The organism is Streptomyces sp. NPDC014891 (assembly GCF_043081085.1).
In the GTDB taxonomy this organism is placed as follows: Bacteria; Actinomycetota; Actinomycetes; order Streptomycetales; family Streptomycetaceae; genus Streptomyces.
On record NZ_JBIBWF010000002.1, the window covers coordinates 57338 to 77159 of the forward strand.

General features: G+C 72.8%; 13 protein-coding genes. 4 read left to right on the plus strand and 9 right to left on the minus strand.

Annotated elements, in window-relative coordinates:
• Positions 1–15: 15 nt before the first annotated feature.
• The 6 genes from ACF09E_RS04890 to ACF09E_RS04915 form a co-directional block, all read right to left on the minus strand.
• Positions 16–1728 (minus strand): carbohydrate-binding module family 20 domain-containing protein, encoded by a 1713-nt coding sequence (locus tag ACF09E_RS04890; RefSeq protein WP_392203906.1) that lies wholly within the window; start codon positions 1726–1728, stop codon positions 16–18.
• Positions 1729–1850: 122 nt separating this feature from the next.
• Entirely contained in the window at positions 1851–2936 is a 1086-nt protein-coding gene (locus ACF09E_RS04895) for a LacI family DNA-binding transcriptional regulator (RefSeq protein WP_392203907.1), read from the minus strand.
• The gene (locus ACF09E_RS04900; RefSeq protein ID WP_392203908.1) at positions 2924–4603 is read right to left on the minus strand and encodes a glycoside hydrolase family 13 protein; all 1680 of its coding nucleotides are present in this window, start codon (positions 4601–4603) and stop codon (positions 2924–2926) included. The genes ACF09E_RS04895 and ACF09E_RS04900 overlap by 13 nt, the downstream gene beginning before the upstream one ends.
• A gap of 62 nt (positions 4604–4665) precedes the next feature.
• Entirely contained in the window at positions 4666–5541 is an 876-nt protein-coding gene (locus ACF09E_RS04905; protein ID WP_388799724.1) for a sugar ABC transporter permease, read from the minus strand.
• Positions 5535–6548 carry a carbohydrate ABC transporter permease gene (locus ACF09E_RS04910; RefSeq protein WP_383439012.1) on the minus strand — a complete coding sequence of 338 codons (1014 nt, stop codon included), beginning with the start codon at positions 6546–6548 and terminating at the stop codon, positions 5535–5537. The genes ACF09E_RS04905 and ACF09E_RS04910 overlap by 7 nt, the downstream gene beginning before the upstream one ends.
• A 19-nt stretch (positions 6549–6567) precedes the next feature.
• Entirely contained in the window at positions 6568–7845 is a 1278-nt protein-coding gene (locus ACF09E_RS04915) for an extracellular solute-binding protein (RefSeq protein ID WP_392203909.1), read from the minus strand.
• Positions 7846–8205: 360 nt separating this feature from the next.
• Here ACF09E_RS04915 and ACF09E_RS04920 point away from each other — a divergent pair, with 360 nt between their 5' ends.
• Positions 8206–9234: a LacI family DNA-binding transcriptional regulator gene (locus ACF09E_RS04920; protein ID WP_392203910.1), complete on the plus strand. Its 1029-nt coding sequence runs from the start codon at positions 8206–8208 to the stop codon at positions 9232–9234.
• A 189-nt stretch (positions 9235–9423) separates the two neighbouring features.
• The gene (locus ACF09E_RS04925) at positions 9424–10356 is read left to right on the plus strand and encodes a phosphatase PAP2 family protein (RefSeq protein ID WP_392203911.1); all 933 of its coding nucleotides are present in this window, start codon (positions 9424–9426) and stop codon (positions 10354–10356) included.
• 54 nt (positions 10357–10410) lie between these two features.
• On the opposite strand, the gene ACF09E_RS04930 is transcribed toward ACF09E_RS04925, so the two are convergent.
• Complete coding sequence (locus tag ACF09E_RS04930; RefSeq protein ID WP_392203912.1) at positions 10411–11982, minus strand: amidohydrolase; 1572 nt, start codon at positions 11980–11982, stop codon at positions 10411–10413.
• Positions 11889–13508, minus strand: a complete 1620-nt coding sequence (locus ACF09E_RS04935; RefSeq protein WP_392203913.1) for an APC family permease — start codon at positions 13506–13508, stop codon at positions 11889–11891. Before ACF09E_RS04935 ends, ACF09E_RS04930 begins: the two co-directional genes overlap by 94 nt.
• 99 nt (positions 13509–13607) lie before the next feature.
• Here ACF09E_RS04935 and ACF09E_RS04940 point away from each other — a divergent pair, with 99 nt between their 5' ends.
• The gene (locus tag ACF09E_RS04940; protein ID WP_392203914.1) at positions 13608–14219 is read left to right on the plus strand and encodes a TetR/AcrR family transcriptional regulator; all 612 of its coding nucleotides are present in this window, start codon (positions 13608–13610) and stop codon (positions 14217–14219) included.
• Here ACF09E_RS04940 and ACF09E_RS04945 read toward each other — a convergent pair whose 3' ends face one another.
• Positions 14220–17207: a bifunctional [glutamine synthetase] adenylyltransferase/[glutamine synthetase]-adenylyl-L-tyrosine phosphorylase gene (locus ACF09E_RS04945; RefSeq protein ID WP_392203915.1), complete on the minus strand. Its 2988-nt coding sequence runs from the start codon at positions 17205–17207 to the stop codon at positions 14220–14222.
• A 378-nt stretch (positions 17208–17585) separates the two neighbouring features.
• On the opposite strand from ACF09E_RS04945, the gene ACF09E_RS04950 reads away from it, so the two are divergent.
• Entirely contained in the window at positions 17586–19754 is a 2169-nt protein-coding gene (locus ACF09E_RS04950) for a PIG-L family deacetylase (protein WP_392203916.1), read from the plus strand.
• Positions 19755–19822: the final 68 nt, after the last annotated feature.

Sequence of the window (19822 nt, forward strand, 5' to 3'; positions counted from 1 at the left end):
TGGAGAGTGGGGAGGTCAGCTGCGGAAGGTGTCGTTCACGGCGATCTGGCCGGAGGCGGGGACGGTCGCGGTGCGGTTGGCGCCGGACTCCCAGGTGACGTTCCCTGCGGCGTCCTTGCGGAGGTACTTGTACTCGAAAGCCGTTCCGGCGGGCAGCGCGACCGTGCGCTTCCAGACGGGGTACGTCGCCGGGTCGAGCTTCAGGGCGGCGGCCGGGGACCAGTTGCCGAGTTCGGCGCGGTTGCCGGTGACGTAGATGTCCTGGCCGGGCACGGTGGTGGCGGTGACGTTGAAGGCCGCGCCCGAGGTGGCGGGCGGGGTCGTCGGCGGCGTGGTCGGGCCGGAGCCGCAGTTCGTCGCGTTCACGTGCAGGGCCAGGGCGGTGTCGGCACCGAGGGTGGCGGTGAACTGGCCGGACCCGTTCACCGTGACGGGGGTGTTCGACTGGACGTCGCAGTAGGTGCCGGCGGGCAGCGAGGTCTGGAAGGTGCGGGTGAGCGCCGAGGTCTCGTGGTTGATGGCGACGTACGCCTTGCTGCCGCGGCCGAACGCGATCGCGTTGCCGCCGTTGTCCCACCAGCCGGTGACGGACTGGCCGCGCGCGGTGTTGCGGAAGGCGACCATGGAGGAGATCTCGCGCCAGGCGTGCTGGCACTTCCAGCCGTCGCTGTAGCAGGCGTTCACCTGGCCGCCGTTGGGCGGTCCGGCGTCCTTGTCGGTCCACTCGTAGCCGGAGTGGACGTCCGGGGCGCCGTAGGGCCAGGCGAGCATGAAGACGGAGGCGAGGGTGTACTTCGCGCCGTCCTTGTAGGAGAGGGTGTCGCCGCCGCGCTCGGTGTCGTGGTTGTCGACGAAGACGCCGGACCGGCCGGAGGCCATGTAGCCCCAGGCTTCGCCGAAGTTCTTGAGGTAGGCGAGCTTCTCGTTGTTCAGGACGCGCTTGAGGTCGCGGGCGTAGCGGAACTCCTGGACGTCTCCGCTGCCGAGGTACTCGCTCGGGGAGACGGCCTCGCCGGCGCCGTGGATGGCCTCCAGCTTCCAGTACACGCCGGGGTCGGTGAGCCGCGACTTGATGTCGGCGAGGTCGGCGGCCGGCATGTGCTTGGCGGCGTCGACGCGGAAGCCGTCGACGCCGAGGGAGAGCAGGTCGTTGAGGTAGCCGGCTATCTTCCCGCGGACGTGGTCCTCGCCGGTGTCGAGGTCGGGGAGCTGGACCAGTTCGCAGTTCTGGACGTTGCCCCGGTCCTGGTAGTCGGAGATCGTCGCGCGGCAGTCGTCCATGTCGGAGCCGGAGTACAGGCCCGGGTAGTCGTACTTGGAGAACGGGGTCCCGCCCGTTCCCGTACCCGAGCCGTTCGCCATGTGGTTGATGACGGAGTCGGCGACGACCTTGACGCCGGCCGCGTGGCAGGTGTCGATCATGTTCTTGAAGGCGGTGCGGTCGCCGAGACGTCCGGCGATCTTGTAGCTGACGGGCTGGTACGACGTCCACCACTGGCCGCCCTGGAGGTGTTCCTGGGGCGGGGAGACCTGGACGTATCCGTATCCGGCGGGGCCGAGGCGGTCGGTGCACTCCCGGGCGACCGAGGCGAAGTTCCACTCGAACATCACCGCGGTGACGTCCTTCTCGCCGGGCGGGGCGGCCTGGGCCGGGGCGTTTCCCGTGACGGCCACAGCGGCGGCTCCCGCCACGAGGGCGAGTGCAGCGGCCACGGTTCTGCTGGCCATGATTCCTCCTGCTGACTTCACTGTCGCAAGAAGTTGCCGAAAGGTTCAGCAACTGTTTTCAGCCGTGACCGTACGAGTGCCCCGACGCCCGGTCAACCCTCCGGACACCCCAACGCAAGTTGTTACGAAAGGACTTGCGCAACTCCGGCGGGGACCGGCGGCTGGGCCGTGGAGCCGCGGACCACCAGCTCCGGCTGGAAGACGAACTCGGTGCGCTGCACCGGATTCCCCTCGATCTCCTCCAGGAGCGCGCCGACGGCCGCCGTCGCCATGGCCTGGACGGGCTGGCGCACGGTGGACAGCGGGGGGCTGGTGAAGGCGATCAGCGGGGAGTCGTCGAAGCCGACGACGGAGACGTCCCCGGGCACGTCGAGGCCCCGGGCGCGGACGGCGCGGATCACGCCGAGCGCCATCAGGTCGGAGCCGCACACGATGCCGGTGCAGCCCTCGCGGAGCAGGATGTCGGCGGCCGCGTGCCCGCCCTCGACGCCGAAGAGCGTGGGTCTGATGAACCGCTCCGCGTCCGCGCGTTCGACGCCGAGGAGCTCGTACAGCTCGGCGGTGAAGCCCTCCGCCTTGCGGCGCGAGGGCACGTAGCGGGTGGGACCGATGGCGAGGCCGATGCGCTCGTGTCCGAGCTCGACCAGGTGCCGGACGGCCATCCGGGCGGCGGCCCGGTCGTCCGGGGAGACGAAGTTGGCGTCGATGTGCTCGTTGTAGCCGTTGATGAGGACGTACGGCACACCGCGGGCGGACAGCCGGGCGTAGCGCGCCGGGTCGGCGGAGGCGTCCGCGTGCAGCCCGGAGAGGAAGACGATGCCGGCCACCCCGCGCTCCACGAGCTGCTCGACGAGCTCGTCCTCGGTGGCGCCGCCGGGCATCTGGGTGCAGAGCACCGGGGTGTAGCCGTGCCCGGCCAGGACCTGCTCGACGACCTGCGCGAACGCCGGGAAGATCGGGTTGGTCAGCTCGGGCACGACGAGTCCGACGAGGCCCGCGCTGCGGCGTTTGAGCCGGACGGGCCGCTCGTAGCCGAGCACGTCGAGGGCCGCGAGCACCTTGTGCCGGGTCGCGCCGGCCACCCCCGCCTTGCCGTTGAGGACGCGGCTGACGGTGGCCTCGCTGACCCCTGACTGGGCCGCGATGTCCGCGAGCCGCGGGGCGCCGTTCCCGGCGCCCCGCGGCAGGGGGATCGTCACACCGCCCACCAGGCGGTCGTGTCGGCGGGCAGGACCGCGGTGTCCTCGCCGTCGACGGTGACGGTCTCGATCTCCTCGTTGGAGAGAAGGAACCGGCCGGGCAGCGGGACGGAGATGGCCCGGCCGGTGGTGTTGGCGATGCAGGCGAAGCCGTCGCGGCGGAAGGAGAGCACACCCTCGGGTGCCTCCAGCCACTCGACGGCCTCGCCCGCACCGAGTCCGGGCTGCGCCCGCCGGACGGCGAGGGCGCTGCGGTACAGCTCCAGGGTGGAGCCGGGGTCGCCGGTCTGCGCCTCGACGCTCAGACCGCCCCAGCCGGCGGGCTGCGGCAGCCACGAGCCGCCGGCGCCGAAGCCGTACGAGCCGCCCCCGACGGTCCACGGGATGGGCACCCGGCAGCCGTCGCGGAAGCCGTCCTGGCCGGAGGCCCGCCAGAACGACGGGTCCTGGCGGACCTCGTCGGGCAGGTCGGTGACGTCGGGCAGGCCGAGCTCCTCGCCCTGGTAGACGTACGCCGATCCGGGCAGTGCCAGCATCAGCAGGGTCGCGGCGCGGGCCCGGCGCAGGCCGAGCTCCCGGTCGCCGGGCTCGCGGAGCTGGGTGCCGAGGCCGGCCGGGTTGGCGAAGCGGGTGGCGTGCCGGGTGACGTCGTGGTTGGAGAGCACCCAGGTGGTGGGCGCGCCGACCGGGCGCATCGCCTGGAGGGAGTCGTCGATGACGCGGCGGAGTTCGGCGGCGTCCCAGTGGGTGCCCAGGTACTGGAAGTTGAAGGCCTGGTGCATCTCGTCGGGGCGCACGTAGTTCGCGGTGCGGTCGACGGTCGGGGTCCAGGCCTCGGCGACGAGGACGCGCTCCCCGTCATACTCGGAGAGGACCTTCCGCCAGGAGCGGTAGATCTCGTGGACGCCGTCCTGGTCGAAGAAGGGCATGACGTCGTTGCCGAGCAGCTTCAGCTGGTCGTGGGCGCCGAGGTCGGGCAGGCCCTCGGCCTTGACGAGGCCGTGGGCGACGTCGACGCGGAAGCCGTCGACGCCCATGTCGAGCCAGAAGCGCAGGATGGAGCGGAACTCGTCGCGGACGGCCGGGTGCTCCCAGTTGAAGTCGGGCTGCTCCGGGGCGAAGAGGTGGAGGTACCAGTCGCCGGGGGTGCCGTCCGGGTTCTCCGTGCGGGTCCAGGCGGGCCCGCCGAAGATGGACTCCCAGTCGTTGGGCGGGAGTTCGCCGTTCTCGCCCTTGCCGGGGCGGAAGTGGTAGCGCTCGCGCAGGACCGAGCCGGGGCCCTCGCGCAGGGCGCGCTGGAACCACTCGTGCTGGTCGGAGGAGTGGTTGGGGACCAGGTCGACGATGATGCGCAGGCCCAGCGCGTGGGCGTCGCGGATCACGGCGTCGGCGTCGAGGAGCGAGCCGAACATGGGGTCGATGGCCCGGTAGTCGGCGACGTCGTAGCCGGCGTCGGCCTGCGGCGAGGCGTAGAACGGGGAGAGCCAGACGGCGTCGACGCCGAGCTCCTTGAGGTACGGCAGCCGGCTGCGGACGCCCTCCAGGTCGCCCATGCCGTCGCCGTTGCCGTCGGCGAAGCTGCGCGGGTAGACCTGGTAGATCACCGCGTCTCTCCACCAGCCCGTGTGCGTGCCGGTGGTCGGGGCGTCGGCCGGGGTGGCGAGATGCTGGGTCATGTCTTCCCTGGGAGGTAAGGAGGTGCGTTCAGAGGTGCGTACGGGGCGCGGGCTCAGGGCCGTCAGCCCTTGACGGCACCGGCGGACATGCCGGTGACGAGGTGCCGCTGGGCGAAGAGGAACACCAGGGCCGCGGGGATGGCGATGAGGACGGAGGCCGCCGCCATCGGGCCCCACTGGGCGCCGTACTGGTTGACGAACTTCTGCAGTCCGCCGGCGAGCGTGAGGTTCTCGTCGCCGACCATGAAGGCCGAGGCGTAGGCGACCTCGCCCCAGGCGGTGATGAACGAGTAGAACGCGGTGACCGCGATGCCCGGCTTGGCGAGCGGCAGGATGAGCCGCCAGAAGGTGCCGAAGGGGGTGAGCCCGTCGACGTAGCCGGACTCGTCGATCTCGCGCGGGATGGTGTCGAAGAAGCCCTTCATCATCCACGCGCAGAACGGGACGGCGATGGTCAGGTAGGTGATGACCAGGCCGACGGGCTGGTTGAGCAGGCCCATCGACGCCATGATGTTGTAGATCGGCACGATCAGGACGGCGACCGGGAACATCTGGGTGATGAGCAGCGTCCACATCAGGCCGCGCTTGCCGGGGAACCGGAAGCGGCTGACGGCGTAGCCCGTGGTGGCGGAGATGAAGACGCCGATGACCGTGGTGAGGCCGGCGACGAGCAGCGAGTTGCCGAACCAGGTGAGGAACGGGGTGTCGTTCAGCAGGTTCGTGTAGTTCTCGAGCGTCGTCTCCTTGAAGAAGTCCGTGGTGATCGCGTACTTCGCCGGCTTGAGCGAGGTCAGCAGGACCCACAGCACGGGGAAGACGGCGATCACGGACGCCGTGATCAGGGTGACGTGCAGGGCGACCGAGGCCAGCGGGGAACGGCGGCCGCGGATCGGCTCGTTGACGGCGGCCCGGGGGGTGGGGGTCGTGGTCGTCACCAGACTTCTCCCTGCTTGCGGAGGACTCGCCGGTAGACCGCGGCGAAGAGCATCAGGAGGACGAGGATGAGCACGCCCCAGGTGGAGGACTGGGCGAAGTCGCGCGGGCTGACCTCGAAGGAGAACTTGTAGGCCTGGGTGACGAGGATCTGGGTGGCCTCGCCGGGTCCGCCCCGGGTGAGCAGGAAGATCACCGGGAACATGTTGAAGGTCCAGATGGTGGAGAGCAGGACCACCGTCGTCGACACCGAGCTCAGGCCGGGCATGGTGATGTGCCGGAAGCGCTGCCAGGCGTTGGCGCCGTCCATCTCGGCCGCCTCGTACAGCTCGCCGGGGATGGACTGGAGCCCGCCGAGGAGGGCGACCATCATGAACGGCACGCCGAGCCAGACGTTGACGAGGATGACGGAGAACTTCGCCCAGGTGGGGTCGTTCAGCCACGGGACGGCGTCGATGCCGCCGCCCGCGAGGATCTTGTTGAGGAGGCCGTTGTCCTGGTTGTAGAGGAAGCGCCAGGCGAAGACGGAGACGAAGCCGGGCACGGCCCAGGGCAGGATCAGCAGCAGCCGGTAGAAGGAGCGGCCGGCGATCCTGCGGTTGAGGACGTTGGCGAGGGTGAGGCCGAGCGCGAAGGTGACGGAGACGCAGGCGACCGTCCACAGCAGCGTCCAGCCCAGGGTGGAGAGGAACTGGCCGCCGGTGAGCGCGTCGGCGTAGTTGTCCAGGCCGACGAACTCGTAGGTGGCCGGGATCTCGTTGACGCCGATCGACCGTGCGACGTTCCGCTCGTTGGCGTCGGTCAGCGACAGATAGATGCCGCGGACCAGCGGATAGCCGATGATCACCGCGATCACGATCGTCACCGGGGCGATCATCGCCCAGGCGTACCAGTGGGTGGCGAGGGAGCGCTTGCCGCCGCTCCCGCGCTTGCCAGTTCCGCGGCTCCGGCCGCGGGCGACGCTGTCGCCCGCGGCCTTCACCACCGACTGGCTGGGGGTGTCCACAGCCATCAGCCGGCCTGCCTTCCTGTTACTTCCAGTCCTTCAGGAGCTTGCGGTAGGCGTCGCCCGTCGCCTTGGCTCCCGCGTCCGGGGTGGTCTGGCCGGTGAGGACCTTGGTGTACTCGGTGACGAGGGGCGCGAAGAGGCTGCCGGTCTCCGGGATCCAGGGGCGCTCGACGGCCTTGTCGACGACCGGCTTGAAGAAGCCGATCATCTCGTTGGTGGCGACGTCCGGCTTGATGTAGACGGACTGGCGGGTCGGGAGCAGGCTGAGCTCCTTCGCGACCGTGGCCTGGGTCTCGACCGAGGTCATGTACTCGGCGAAGGCGTAGGAGGCGTCGAGGTTCTTGGAGCCCGCGTAGACGGCGAGGTTGTGGCCGCCCTGCGGGGCGCCCTGGCCGGCCGAGCCGGCGGGGACCGGGGCGATGCCCAGGTTCGCCTTGTCGGTGAACTCCTTGCCGGCGTAGGTGTCGGCGACGGCCCACGGGCCGTTGATCATCATGGCGACCTTGCCTTCCTTGAAGGCGGTCTGCATGTTGTTCCAGCCGTCGGTGGCGTCGGTCTTGGCGGCACCGGAGTCCACGAGGTCCTTGACGACCTTGAAGCCCTTCACACCGGCGGCGTTGTCGACGGTGACCTGCTTCTTCTCGGCGTCGACGAGGTCGCCGCCCTCGCCGTACAGGAAGGAGAGGAACCAGTAGGCGTCGTCGCCGCGCAGGTAGAGGCCGGGGTTGCCGGTCTTCTTCTTGATCTTGGCGGAGACGGTCTTGAGCTCGTCGATGGTCTTGGGGACCTCGACGCCGGCCTCCTTGAAGATCTTCTTGTTGTAGAAGATGCCCATGGAGTCGATGACCTGGGGAACGGCGTAGGTCTTGCCGTTGTACTTCGTGGAGGCGGCGGCCTGCTCCAGGAAGTCGTCCTGGTTCTTGAGGGCGGCGGTGCCGTCCAGCGGGGCCAGGTAGCCGAGGTCGGCGAACTCGGGGGTCCAGGCGACCTCGGAGCGGATGACGTCGGGGGCGCCGGAGCCGGACTGCGCGGCGTTCTTGAACTTGTTCTGCGCCTCACCGAACGGCACGTTCACGTACTTGACGGTGACCTTCGGGTGCTTCTTCTTGAAGTCCTCGGCGACCTTCTTGAAGACCTTGTCCTCGGAGCCGACCGTCGAGGTGTCCCACCAGGTGACGGTGCCGGAGAGCTCGCCCGAGCCCTTCGCGCCGCTGTCACCCGAACCGCTGTCACTCCCGCACGCCGCCAGGGTCACGCCCAGTGCCGCGACCAGCGCGGTGGCCGCTATGCCACGCCGCATGTGAACTCCTTCAACTGATCCCGGGGGGACGAGGGGCTGGAACCTTCCTCATTGCGACCGCTCCCTCGCGGCGCTCCGGGTTGCCAGGAACGTAACAGGGATGAAAACGAGCCGAAAGAGCTTGCGGGAACTTTCTGCAAGGACCGGGGATCGTTACATCCGCGTGTCCCTAAGGTTGCCGTCGCATCGCTTGACAGCAGTCGCCGCACGCCTCCCGCGCGCCGTAGGGGGCGGCGCGCACGCCCCGGGCGCACTCCTCGCGCCCCGCAAGAGCTGCAAGACCTTGCGGAGTGGCTTGCATCACGCGCATCCCAGCCGTGCGGTGGGCAATACGCCCCGTGACCGGTACAGTCCATCCTCATGACCGCGCGGCTCTCCGACATCGCAGCCCAGGCGGGGGTCAGTGAGGCCACAGTCAGCCGCGTGCTCAACGGCAAGCCCGGTGTGGCCGGGGCCACCCGCGAGTCCGTCCTTGCCGCGCTCGACGTGCTCGGCTACGAGCGGCCCGTGCGGCTGCGGCAGCGCAGCGCGGGCCTCGTCGGCCTCATCACCCCCGAGCTGGACAACCCGATCTTCCCCGCGCTCGCGCAGGTCATCGGGCAGGCCCTGACCCGGCAGGGGTACACCCCGGTGCTCGCCACGCAGACCCCCGGCGGGTCCACCGAGGACGAGCTCACCGACATGCTGGTGGAGCGGGGCGTGGCCGGCATCATCTTCGTCTCCGGGCTGCACGCGGACACGACCGCCGACATGACGCGCTACGACCAGCTGCGCGGCAAGGGCGTCCCCTACGTCCTGCTCAACGGCTTCTCCCCCAAGGTGCAGGCGCCCTTCGTCTCCCCCGACGACCGGGCCGCGATGCGGCTCGCGGTGACGCACCTGGCGGCGCTGGGCCACACCCGCATCGGGCTCGCCGTCGGCCCGAAGCGGTTCGTGCCGGTGCTCCGCAAGATAGAGGGCTTCCAGCAGGGCATGGCCGAGCGGCTCGGCCTGGGCCCCGAGGAGTCCGAGGCGCTGATCCAGCATTCGCTGTACACGCTGGAGGGGGGTCAGGCCGCGGCCGGGGCCCTGATCTCCCGCGGCTGCACGGCGGTGGTCTGCGCGAGCGACATGATGGCGCTCGGCGCGATCCGGGCCGCCCGGCAGCAGGGTCTCGACGTCCCGCGGGACGTCTCCGTCGTCGGCTTCGACGACTCTCCCCTCATAGCGTTCACCGATCCGCCGCTGACCACCATCCGGCAGCCCGTGCAGGCGATGGGGCAGGCGGCGGTCCGCGCGCTCCTGGAGGAGGTCGGAGGCACCCCCGCGCCGCACTCCGAGTTCGTCTTCATGCCCGAGCTGGTCGTCCGCGGGTCGACGGCCTCGGCACCGCCCGCCGTCCGCACCTGACCGCGCGCGCGACCCCGACGGCACCCGTACCGGCCCCGCCCGCTCCTGCGATCCGCCCTGCCCCCGTACCCGTTCCCGGCCCCTGAGGCACCCTCCCCGCGGCCTCGTTCCTGAGGGGGACCGGGTGCGCCCCGAACCCGTCGGAGGGATGATCGGTCGGGGGGAAGGGATCTGGCAGACTCTCTCCCTATGGGTGAAACGACCGTGAAGAGTTTGGACAACCGGACGACCCCGTCGTCACCCACCGTGGCAGACGGCAGGTTCGCGCGCCTCCGTGCGCGCGCGCCCCGGCGCCCCACGATCTGGTTCGAGATCCTGCTCATCGCGGTGAGCTACTGGACGTACTCGCTCATCCGCAACGCGGTGCCCGAGCAGAAGGCCCAGGCGCTCAGGAACGCCGACTGGATCTGGCAGGCGGAGGAGTCCCTCGGCCTGGCCTTCGAGCACGCCGTCAACCACGCCGTGAACTCGGTGACATGGCTGATCGTGTCGATGAACTACTACTACGCGACGCTGCACTTCGTCGTGACCATCGGTGTGCTCGTGTGGCTGTACCGATGGCACCCGGGCCGTTACGCGGCGTTCCGCACGGTCCTGTTCGCGACCACCGGGGTGGCCCTGGTCGGTTACTACCTGTACCCGCTCGCTCCGCCCCGGCTGATGAACGGGCAGGACTTCGTCGACACGGTCCTCGTCCACCACACCTGGGGCTCGATGGCCTCGGGCAACCTCAAGCACGTCTCCAACCAGTACGCGGCGATGCCGTCGATGCACATCGGCTGGTCCCTCTGGTGCGGGCTGACGATCTTCCTCCTGGCCAAGGCCCCGTGGGCGCGGATCCTGGGCCTGCTCTACCCGGTGGCGACCCTCGTGGTCATCGTCGCCACCGCCAACCACTTCTGGCTGGACGCGGTCGGCGGCATGATCTGCCTCGCCTTCGGCTTCGCCGTGTCCTACTTCTGGTACGGCTCCCGTCCGCACCGCCTGCCCAAGCTGGTCGAGCCGATGTCCGGCGCGGTGGCGCGCGGCGGCCCGCCCCCGGAGGGGGAGACCGGCCGCGCGGGTGCGGCCGACCCGGCCGAGAAGGCCGGCACGGAGCGCACGCTCAGCTCCGGCAGGTGACCGGCGCGGAGCGCGCGCCCGGATCCGGCGGCTGACGCCGGGCCGGGTGTCCGCTCAGCCGCGGTGGGTGATCCGGCCGCCGGCGACGGTGAGGCGGACCGGGGCGTCCGCGAGCTCGTCCGCCGCGGCCTCCACCGGATCCACCGCGAAGGCCGTGAGGTCGGCCCGGTAGCCCGGGGCGATCCGGCCCGCGATCCGCTCCTCCCCCGCCGCGAACGCCGCGTGGGAGGTCATGCCCTCCAGGGCCATCAGGCCCGTCAGCCCGTGCCGGGCCGAGGCCGCGCCGCGCGGGGCGCGGGCGGTGGCGAGGACCTGCCGGGCGTCGTGGTGCGCGATCGGCCAGTCGGAGCCGAGGGCGAGGTGCGCTCCGGCCTCCCGCAGGTCACGGCAGCGCCAGGCACGCGCGGCCCGTTCCCCGCCGAGCCGCCTGGACCACTCGTCGGTGTGGTCGGCGCGGGTGTAGGCGGTGTGCGGGGGCTGCATCGAGGCGACGACGCCGAGCGCGGCGAACCGTCCCAGCTGGTCGTCGGGGACCGTCTCGATGTGCTCGATCCGGTGCCGGGGCCCTCCGGCGCCCAGGGCTTCCACGGTGTCGAGGACGTGCCGGACGGCCGCGTCGCCGATGGCGTGGGTGGCGGTGCCGACCCCGGCCCGGTGGAGGCGGCGTACGGCGGCGGAGTACGCGGCGGGGTCCGGCCAGAAGGCGTCGGTGCCCCGGCCGTGGCAGTCGGCGTGCTCCAGCCAGGCGGTCCCGCCCTCGACGGTGCCGTCCATGAAGAACTTCACGCCGCCGACCGCCCAGAGGCGTCCGGCCCGCCCCTGGAGCCGTACGAGCCCGTCCAGCTCCTCCGCCGTGACGCCCGGCATGCACCAGGGGGCGAGCCGGAGGCGCAGGGGGAGGTCGCCGTCCTCCTCCAGGGCGGTGAGCAGCCCGGGGACGTCGGTTCCGCCGAGGTCCATGACGTGGGCGGAGGCGAGTCCGGTGGCGGCCATCTCGTGGAGCAGTCCGACGAGCCGGTCGCGGCGCTCGGCGTACGGCTGGGCCGGCAGGACCGGGGTCAGCAGGTCCATGGCGGCGTGCTCGACCAGGTGGCCGGTGGGGCGGCCGTCGGCGTCGCAGACGATCTCGGAGAGCTGGGCGAAGGCGCGGGGCCCGTCGATGCCGGCGGCCCTGAGGGCGGCCTCGCTGACCAGGACCGAGTGCCCGTCGTAGAGGCGGAGGTACGCGGGGGCGCCGCCGAGGACGTCCTCGATCAGGTCGCGGTGGACGGGGCGGCCGCCGAAGACGTTGTGGTCGAGGCCGAAGCCGATGATCCAGCCGTCGCGGCGCTCGGCGCCGCGGAGGGCGGCCCGCAGTCCTTCGAGGTCGGTGACGCCGGACAGGTCGGTGCCGGTGAACATCTCCAGGCCCCAGACGGGGTGGCTGTGGGCGTCGGTGAGGCCGGGGGTGAGGGTGGCGCCCGCGAGGTCGACGACCTCGGTGCCGGGTCCGCGCCAGGCGCGGGCGTCGGCGTCGTCGCCGAGGGCGGTGATCAGTCCGTCGCGGACGGCGACGGTCGTGTGGCCGCTCGGCTCGGGGGTACGGACGCGGGCGTCGACGAGGAGGAGGTCGGGGGCTGCGGACACGAGGGGTCGGCTCCTTCGGCGTGCGGGGCGGGGGACGGCTGCGGGGGGTGGGGTGCGGCGGGGGGTTCGGCTGCGAAGCGGGCGTAGACCTCGGGGCGGGTGCGGCGAAGCCGGAGGGCGAGCAGGAGGCCGAGGACGAGGACGGCGGGGACGACGGCGACGAGGACCGTGTTGACCGTCGGGGAGGCGCCGGTGAAGAGCGCGACCTTGGAGGCGACCAGCCAGATCGCCACGGCGAGGAGGACGGCCGCGGTGCCGGGCGCGACGAGGGTGCGCAGGGCGCCCTCCTGGTGCGGGACGCGCCGGAAGTAGCGGACGACGGCGAGGGCGGCGAGCAGCATCAGGGCCATCAGCCCGAGCATGCCCGGGGTGTTCACCCAGAGCAGCAGCTGGGTGTACGGGTCGGCGCCGGCGGCCGCGAAGCCGAGGACGACGACCGCACCGAGCGCGGTCTGGGCGAGGCCCGCGACGTACGGGGAACGGTGGCGGGAGTGGATCCGGCCGAGGGCGGCGGGCAGGACGCCCTCCTCGGCGAGGGCGAGGGCGTAGCGGTTGATGGCGTTGTGGAAGGCGAGCAGCGAGGCGAGGATGCTGGTCACGATGAACACGTGCATCAGGTCGGCGGCCCAGGGGCCGACGTAGGTGGTGATGGCGGCGAAGAAGAGTCCGCCGGGGTCTCCGGCGGCGGCCGCGACGACCCGGTCGTCGCCGAAGGCCTGGATCACGGTCCAGACGACGAAGGCGTAGAAGAGCCCGAGGAAGCCGACCGCGATGTAGGTGGCGCGGGGGATGGTGCGGGCGGGGTCGCGGGCCTCGCGGCGGTAGATCACGGTGGACTCGAAGCCGGTGAACGCCGAGAAGGCGAAGGCCAGGACGGCCGCGGTGCCGGGGACGAGGACGTTGCCGGGGGCGAAGGAGGCGAGGGAGAGCCCGTCGGCGCCGCCCTCCAGGAGCACGCCGCCCGCGAGGAGAAGGAGGATGCCGGTCTCGGCGACGAGGAGGACGCCGAGGACCTTGGCACCGAAGTCGATCGAGCGGTAGCCGCCGTACCAGATGACCACCAGGCCGGCGAGGGCGACGGGGAGCCAGGGCAGGTCCGCGCCCCACAGGGCGCCGGCGGTGTCGGAGGTGGCGGAGCCGAGGAGTCCGTAGACGCCGATCTCCATGCCGTTGTAGCCGACCATGGCGACGAGGGCGGCGGCGATGCCGAGGGGGGTGCCGAGGCCCTGGGCGATGTACGCGTAGAAGGCGCCGCCGCTGCGGACGTGGCGGCTCATGGTGGTGAAGCCGACGGCGAAGATCGCCAGGGTGATGCCGGCGAGGAGGTAGCCGGCCGGGGCGCCGATGCCGCCGAGGACGAGGGCGATGGGGGCGACGCCGGCCATCACCGTGAGCGGGGCGGCGGCGGAGACGACGAAGAAGGAGATGTCGGCGGTGCCGAGGGTGCCGGGGCGCAGGCCGGGTGGCTTGTCGGAGGTGCCGGAGGAGGTGCCGGGGGACTCGCCGGCGGGCAGGCGGGAGGACATGCGGGAGAAGCCCTTCTCGTAAACCTAAAGGCTTTCGGTTGGCGCAATGTAGCCTCGTACCCGACGATTCGGGAAGACCTGAACAGCTGGAGTACGTCCATGGGCCGGCCGCACAAGCCCCTGCTCGACCGGGTGCGCATCACCACCACCGCACTCGAACTCGTCGACGAACAGGGCGACTTCAGCGTCCCGCAGATCGCCCGGCGGCTCGGCGTGCAGACGGCCTCGGTGTACCACCATGTGGACGGCCGGGACGGCATCGTGGAGCTGCTGCGCGAGCGGGTCTGCGAGGGCATCGACGGCGGAACGCTCGACGGACGCCCCTGGGACGCGGCCGTCGCCGCCTGGGCGCGGTCCTACCGGGCCGCCTTCGCCGCGCACCCCAGGGCGATCCCGCTGCTCACCACCTCGCCGGTGCGCGCCCCGCGGGTCCTGGAGCAGTACGAGAAGGCGGTCGCCCTCCTCCTCGACGCGGGCTTCGCCCTCCCGGACGTGATGCCGGTGATCATCGCCCTGGAGAACCTGGTCCTGGGCTCCGCCCTCGACATGGCGGCCCCGGAGGCGATGTGGGAGCTGGCCGACGACACGGCGACACCACGCCTCGCGCGGGCGCTCGCCGCCTTCCCCGAGGGCGGCCGCACCGACACCGCCTTCGAACTCGCCCTGGCCGGCTACCTGGCGCACCTCCGCGGCATGCCGGAGCGCGCGTAGCTACGCCCCGTAGAACAGCTCCTCGACGACCGCCCTGGCCCGGCGGGTGATCCGCCGGTAGTCGTCGACCATCTCGCCGACGTGACCGGACTCGTACCCCAGGTACCGCCCCACCGCGGCGAGTTCGCGCGGGTCCGAGGGGAAGGTGTCGCCGGGCCGGCCGCGGACCAGCATCACCGCGTTGCGGACCCGGGTCGCGAGGACCCACGCCTCGTCCAGGGTCTGCGCCTCCTCCGTCGGGATGAGCCCGGCCGCGTGCGCCGCCCGCAGCGCCTCGCGGGTCCGGGTCGTCCGCAGCCCCGGCTCCACCCAGCCGTGCCGCATCTGGAGCAGCTGGACCGTCCACTCGACGTCGCTGAGACCGCCGCGACCCAGCTTCGCGTGGAGCGTCGGATCCGCCCCGCGCGGCAGCCGCTCGGACTCCATGCGGGCCTTGAGGCGGCGGATCTCGCGGACGGCGTCCTCGCCGAGCCCCTCGGCCGGATAGCGCAGCGGATCGACGAGCTCGACGAACCGCTCCCCCAGCTCCCGGTCGCCCGCGATGGGTTCGGCGCGCAGCAGCGCCTGGCTCTCCCAGACGAGGGACCAGCGGTGGTAGTAGGCGGCGTACGACTTCAGGGTGCGGACCAGGGGCCCGCTCTTGCCCTCCGGCCTGAGGTCGGCGTCGATGAGCAGCGGCGGGTCGGCGGTGGGCAGCTGGAGCAGTCTCCGCATCTCGGCCACCACCCGGTTCGCGGCCCGCGCAGCCTCCTGCTCGTCGACGCCCTCGCGCGGCTCGTGCACGAAGAGGACGTCGGCGTCGGAGCCGTACCCCAGCTCGTGGCCGCCGAAGCGGCCCATGCCGATGACGGCGAACCGGGTGGGCAGTTCGTCGCCCCACTCGGCGCGGACGGCGGCCCGCAGGGCGCCCGCGATCGTCGCCGCGTTCAGGTCGGTGACGGCCTCCCCCACCCGGTCGACCAGCGCGCCCGGGTCGGGCTCGCGGGGGCTGTCCTCGGTGCCGTACGAGCCGATCAGGTCGGCCGCCGCGGTCCGGAACAGCTCCCTGCGGCGCACCCCGCGGGCCGCCGCGACGGCCTGCTCGGCGTCGGACGCCCGGCCCACCGCCGCCAGGACCTCCTGCTCCAGGTGGTCCCGGCCGCGCGGCCGGAGGCCCTCCGGGTCGCCGAGCAGCGCGACCGCCTCGGGGGCGCGCAGCAGCAGGTCGGGGGCGAGGCGTCCGGCGGAGAGGACCCGGGCGAGGTTCTCGGCGGCGGCGCCCTCGTCGCGGAGCAGCCGCAGGTACCAGGGCGTCTTGCCGAGGGCGTCGGACACCTTGCGGAAGCCGAGCAGACCGGCGTCCGGGTCGGCGGAGTCCGCGAACCAGCCGAGCAGGACCGGGAGCAGCGTCCGCTGGATCGCGGCCTTGCGGCTCACCCCGGCGGCCAGCGCCTCCAGGTGGCGCAGTGCGGCGGACGGGTCCTCGTACCCCAGTGCTTCGAGGCGCTGTCCCGCGGCCTTCGTGCTGAGCCGGATCTCGCCCGGGGCGAGCTGGGCGAAGGCGTCGAGCAGCGGCCGGTAGAAGAGCTTCTCGTGCAGTCGGCGGACGACGGCGGCGTGCCGCTTCCACTCCTTGTTCAGATCGGCGACCGGGTCGGTGCGCAGGCCGAGCGAGCGGCCGAGGCGGCGCAGGTCGGCCTCCTCCTCGGGGACCAGGTGGGTGCGGCGGAGCCGGTACAGCTGGATGCGGTGCTCCATGGCCCGCAGGAAGCGGTAGGCCTCGTCGAGCTGCGCGGCGTCGGCCCGGCCGACGTAGCCGCCGGCGGCGAGGGCGGCGAGCGCGTCGAGGGTGGTGCCGCTGTGCAGTCCGGCGTCGCTGCGGCCGTGCACCAGCTGGAGGAGCTGGACGGCGAACTCGACGTCGCGGAGGCCGCCGGGGCCGAGCTTGAGCTCGCGGTCGATCTGGGCGGCGGGGATGTTGTCGACGACCCGGCGGCGCATCTTCTGCACGTCGGGGACGAAGTTCTCCCGCTCGGCGGCCTGCCAGACGAGCGGGGAGACGGCGTCGATGTACTGGGCGCCGAGCTCCGGGTCGCCGGCCACCGCGCGGGCCTTGAGCAGGGCCTGGAACTCCCAGGTCTTGGCCCAGCGCTGGTAGTACGCCAGGTGGGAGGAGAGCGTGCGGACGAGGGGCCCGTTGCGGCCCTCGGGCCGCAGGTTGGCGTCGACGGGCCAGATCGTGCCCTCGACGGTGGTCTCCGAGCAGATCCGCATGAGGTGCGAGGCGAGCCGGGTGGCGGCCTGCATCGCCTGGGGCTCGTCGGCACCCTCCGCGGGCTCCGCCACGAAGATCACGTCGACGTCCGAGACGTAGTTGAGCTCGTGTCCGCCGCACTTGCCCATCGCGATCACGGCGAGCCGGCACAGGGACGCGTCCGCCGGCGCGGCCGTCCGGGCGATGGCGAGGGCCGCGCGCAGCGTCGCCGTCGCCAGGTCGGCGAGTTCCGCGGCGGCCCCGGCGACGTCGATGGTGCCGCACACGTCACGGGCCGCGATGGCCAGCAGGCACCGGCGGTAGGCGACCCGCAGCGAGACCGCGTCCACGGCGTCGGCGAGGCCCCGCTCGAACTCGGCCACCCCCGGGTGCAGGTCGGCGGCCTCGTACGTGACGAGGGACTCCCAGTCGCGCGGGTGCCGGGCCAGGTGGTCGGCGAGCGCCTCGGAGGCGCCGAGCACCCCGAGGAGCCGGTCCCGGAACGGCTTGGCGGCGAGCAGGGTGGCCGTGAAGGTCTGCCGCTCGGCCTCGGGCTGCGCCTCGGCCAGGCGGACGAGCCCGGCCAGCGCGAGGTCGGGATCGGCGGTCGCGCCGAGGGCTTCGAGGAGGACGGAGTCGCCGCGCAGCGCCGACAGCTCGGGCGCGTCCAGGAGCCGCTCGGCCCCGGACGGGTCGGTGAATCCGTGCCGCAGCAGACGTGAGAACGTGCTGCTCCTGCGTCCCGGCACCGTCATTCCGCCGCTCCCTCCGAGCCGGTCCGCCCCGGGTCGGCCCCGGGGCTCACCCCCGGGTCGGGACCCGGGCGGATCGAGCCTATCCGGAGCGGGGGACGGGGGCGTTCAGGCCTGCGGTTCGCGGCGGATCACACGTGATGTCCCGCACATCGATGGCTTTTCGAGGGCGATGAACCGTATTCCTTGAAAGTCCGTCTTGCTGGGGGCAGACCACCCCCGCCTGCCCGAACCCGCCGAAGCGACCCTGACGCGGCCCCCGAGGCACGTGCGGGACGACCCCGCCTGCCCGAGCCCGATCAGGCGACCCCTGACCCCGTCCCGTACCCCCAGCGCGGGACCGCCCCGCCTGCCCGACCCGTTGAAAGCGCGCCGCCGACCATGTCCGAACGCCTCCGCCGCCGTCTCCCCCTGTCCCGCCGCAGGGCCGTCTCCACTGCGGTCACGACCGTCCTGGTGGGCGGCACCTTCGCCGGACTCCTGTCGGTGACCGGCACGCCGAGGACGGCCGCGGCCCAGACGGCGACACCGGGCGCGGCCGTGCCCGCGCCCCGGTCCCCGGCCACGCCCCGGGCCGCCGCCCCCTCCCCGGTGCCGATGGCCACCGGTCCGGACGCGCAGGGCCCCGCCCCGTCCGACCGGTCCCCCGCGGGACGGCCCGCGTCCGCGCCCTCCGTCATGCAGATCGTGGCCCACCCGGACGACGACCTGTTCTTCATGAACCCGGACATATCCCAGACCATCCGCTCCGGCACCCCGCTGGCCGCGGTCTACCTGACGGCCGGCGAGTCCGACGGCGTCAACGCGCGCCCCCGCGACGCCGCCGCGGTCAGGGCCGACAAGGCGGGCTACGCGGAAGCCCGGCAGAACGGCATCCGCGCCGCGTACTCCGAGATGGCAACCGGCAGCCGGACCAGCCCCTGGGACCGGGTGGCGATCCCCACGGCCGGCGGCGGGCTGGCCGAGCTGGACACCCTGCGCGCCGACCCGAAGGTCAGGCTGGTGTGGCTGCAGATACGCGAGGCCGGTTCGACCAACCAGTACCGCCCGCACAGCCTGAACGGCCTCTGGCACGGACTGGTCGACACCCTGGAGTCGCAGCGCTCCTCGGGCACCCCGGTGGCCGCCGACTTCCGGTACACGAAGGACGAGGTCGTGGCGACGATCGCCGGACTGCTCGACCGCTTCCGCCCGACCTTCGTCCGCATGCAGGACCCGAGCCCCGGCACCGACCCGAAGACCGGGAAGATCCGCGACCACCAGGACCACCTGTACGGCGCGCGGTTCGCGCAGGCCGCGCTCGCCCGGTACGCGGAGCTGCCCGGGCATCCGCGGGTCGGCGTGCAGAACTACCTCGGCTACCCGACCAGCGTCCTGCCGCACACGCTCGACCCCGAGACGGCGGGCGACAAGCTGAAGACCCTCAAGACCTACGCCTGGCTTGACGGCGTCAACGACTGCGGGACGCCCGCCGGCTGCGGCGACCTGAAGGTGGCCGCGCGGCCCGCCGGCCGCGGCTGGACCGCGACCGTGCGCTACGCCCGGGGCACCTCGACCTCCTGGGTGCAGCGGGACCGGGACGGCGGGCTGCACGCCTTCTCCGTCCTCGACGGGCAGCTCGCGGCCTGGCGGAAGCCCGCAGGCGGCGGCGCGTGGCAGGGCCCGACGCTGCTGCCCGGCGGGGGCCTGGACAGCGGGATCACCTCGGTGTCGCTGCCGGACGGCCGGATCGCCGTCTACGGCACCCGGACGCTCCTGGCGGGCGGCCCGGCGGGCTACCGCCGCGAGGTCGTGTCCACCGAGCAGACGGCCCCCGGCGGGGCCTTCGGCCCGTGGCGCTCGCTGGGGACCCCCGAACGGAGCGACGCGGCCGGCACCTCCGACATCAGCGCGCCCGCCGTGGCCGTGGGCGCCGACGGCCGCGCGACCCTGGTCCTGCGCGACAGCCTGCGGCGCCTGACGGCCCGCGAGCAGGGCGCGGACGGCGGCTGGGGCCCCTGGCGGGTGATCGGCGGCACCGACGTCGTCGGCGATCCGGTCGCCGCGACGGACGGCAGGGGCCGGGAGTACGTCTTCGCGAGCACCGTGACGAGCGTGCTCGTCTGGGCCCGGCACGTGCCCGGCGGGCCGCTCACGGGACCGGCGCCGACCGCGCTCCCGCCGACGACCCTGGCCCTCAGCGCCACTCCGGCCCCGAACGGCGACGGCGTACGGCTCTGGTTCCGCAAGCCTGCCTCCGGCGATCTGCGCAGCGCCGACTTCTCGGGCGCCGCGCCGGTCTCCCCGGTGACCGAGCTGCCCGGCGGCGTCGCGGGCTTCGGCCCGGTGAGCGGCGGCGAGGGGCTCCTCGCGGTCCGCTCCCGGACCGGTTTCCTGGCGACGGCGGCGCACGGCAGGACGGGTGCCGGACCGGCGTGGAAGCTGGAGCGGTTCCTCTTCGCGGGGGCGCCGGACGCGGGGACGGACGGCGTGGCGGCGATCGGCCTGGACGGCCGCCTGCACTGGACCCCGGCGGCGCCGGCCGGGCGGGTGGTCGCGGCGGCCGAATGAGCCGCGGCGGACCGATGAGTTCGGCGGGCCGGACCGGTCGTCACCGGTGAGTGCGCGCGTGCGTGTGC

Bases quoted from the DNA above. Each gene is read 5' to 3' on its own strand.
- ACF09E_RS04890 (WP_392203906.1), bottom strand. From the start codon at position 1,728: ATGGCCAGCAGAACCGTGGCCGCTGCACTCGCCCTCGTGGCGGGAGCC.
- ACF09E_RS04900 (WP_392203908.1), bottom strand. From the start codon at position 4,603: ATGACCCAGCATCTCGCCACCCCGGCCGACGCCCCGACCACCGGCACG.
- ACF09E_RS04925 (WP_392203911.1), top strand. From the start codon at position 9,424: ATGGGTGAAACGACCGTGAAGAGTTTGGACAACCGGACGACCCCGTCG.
- ACF09E_RS04940 (WP_392203914.1), top strand. From the start codon at position 13,608: ATGGGCCGGCCGCACAAGCCCCTGCTCGACCGGGTGCGCATCACCACC.
- ACF09E_RS04945 (WP_392203915.1), bottom strand. From the start codon at position 17,207: ATGACGGTGCCGGGACGCAGGAGCAGCACGTTCTCACGTCTGCTGCGG.
- ACF09E_RS04915 (WP_392203909.1), bottom strand. From the start codon at position 7,845: ATGCGGCGTGGCATAGCGGCCACCGCGCTGGTCGCGGCACTGGGCGTG.
- ACF09E_RS04910 (WP_383439012.1), bottom strand. From the start codon at position 6,548: ATGGCTGTGGACACCCCCAGCCAGTCGGTGGTGAAGGCCGCGGGCGAC.
- ACF09E_RS04935 (WP_392203913.1), bottom strand. From the start codon at position 13,508: ATGTCCTCCCGCCTGCCCGCCGGCGAGTCCCCCGGCACCTCCTCCGGC.
- ACF09E_RS04950 (WP_392203916.1), top strand. From the start codon at position 17,586: ATGTCCGAACGCCTCCGCCGCCGTCTCCCCCTGTCCCGCCGCAGGGCC.
- ACF09E_RS04920 (WP_392203910.1), top strand. From the start codon at position 8,206: ATGACCGCGCGGCTCTCCGACATCGCAGCCCAGGCGGGGGTCAGTGAG.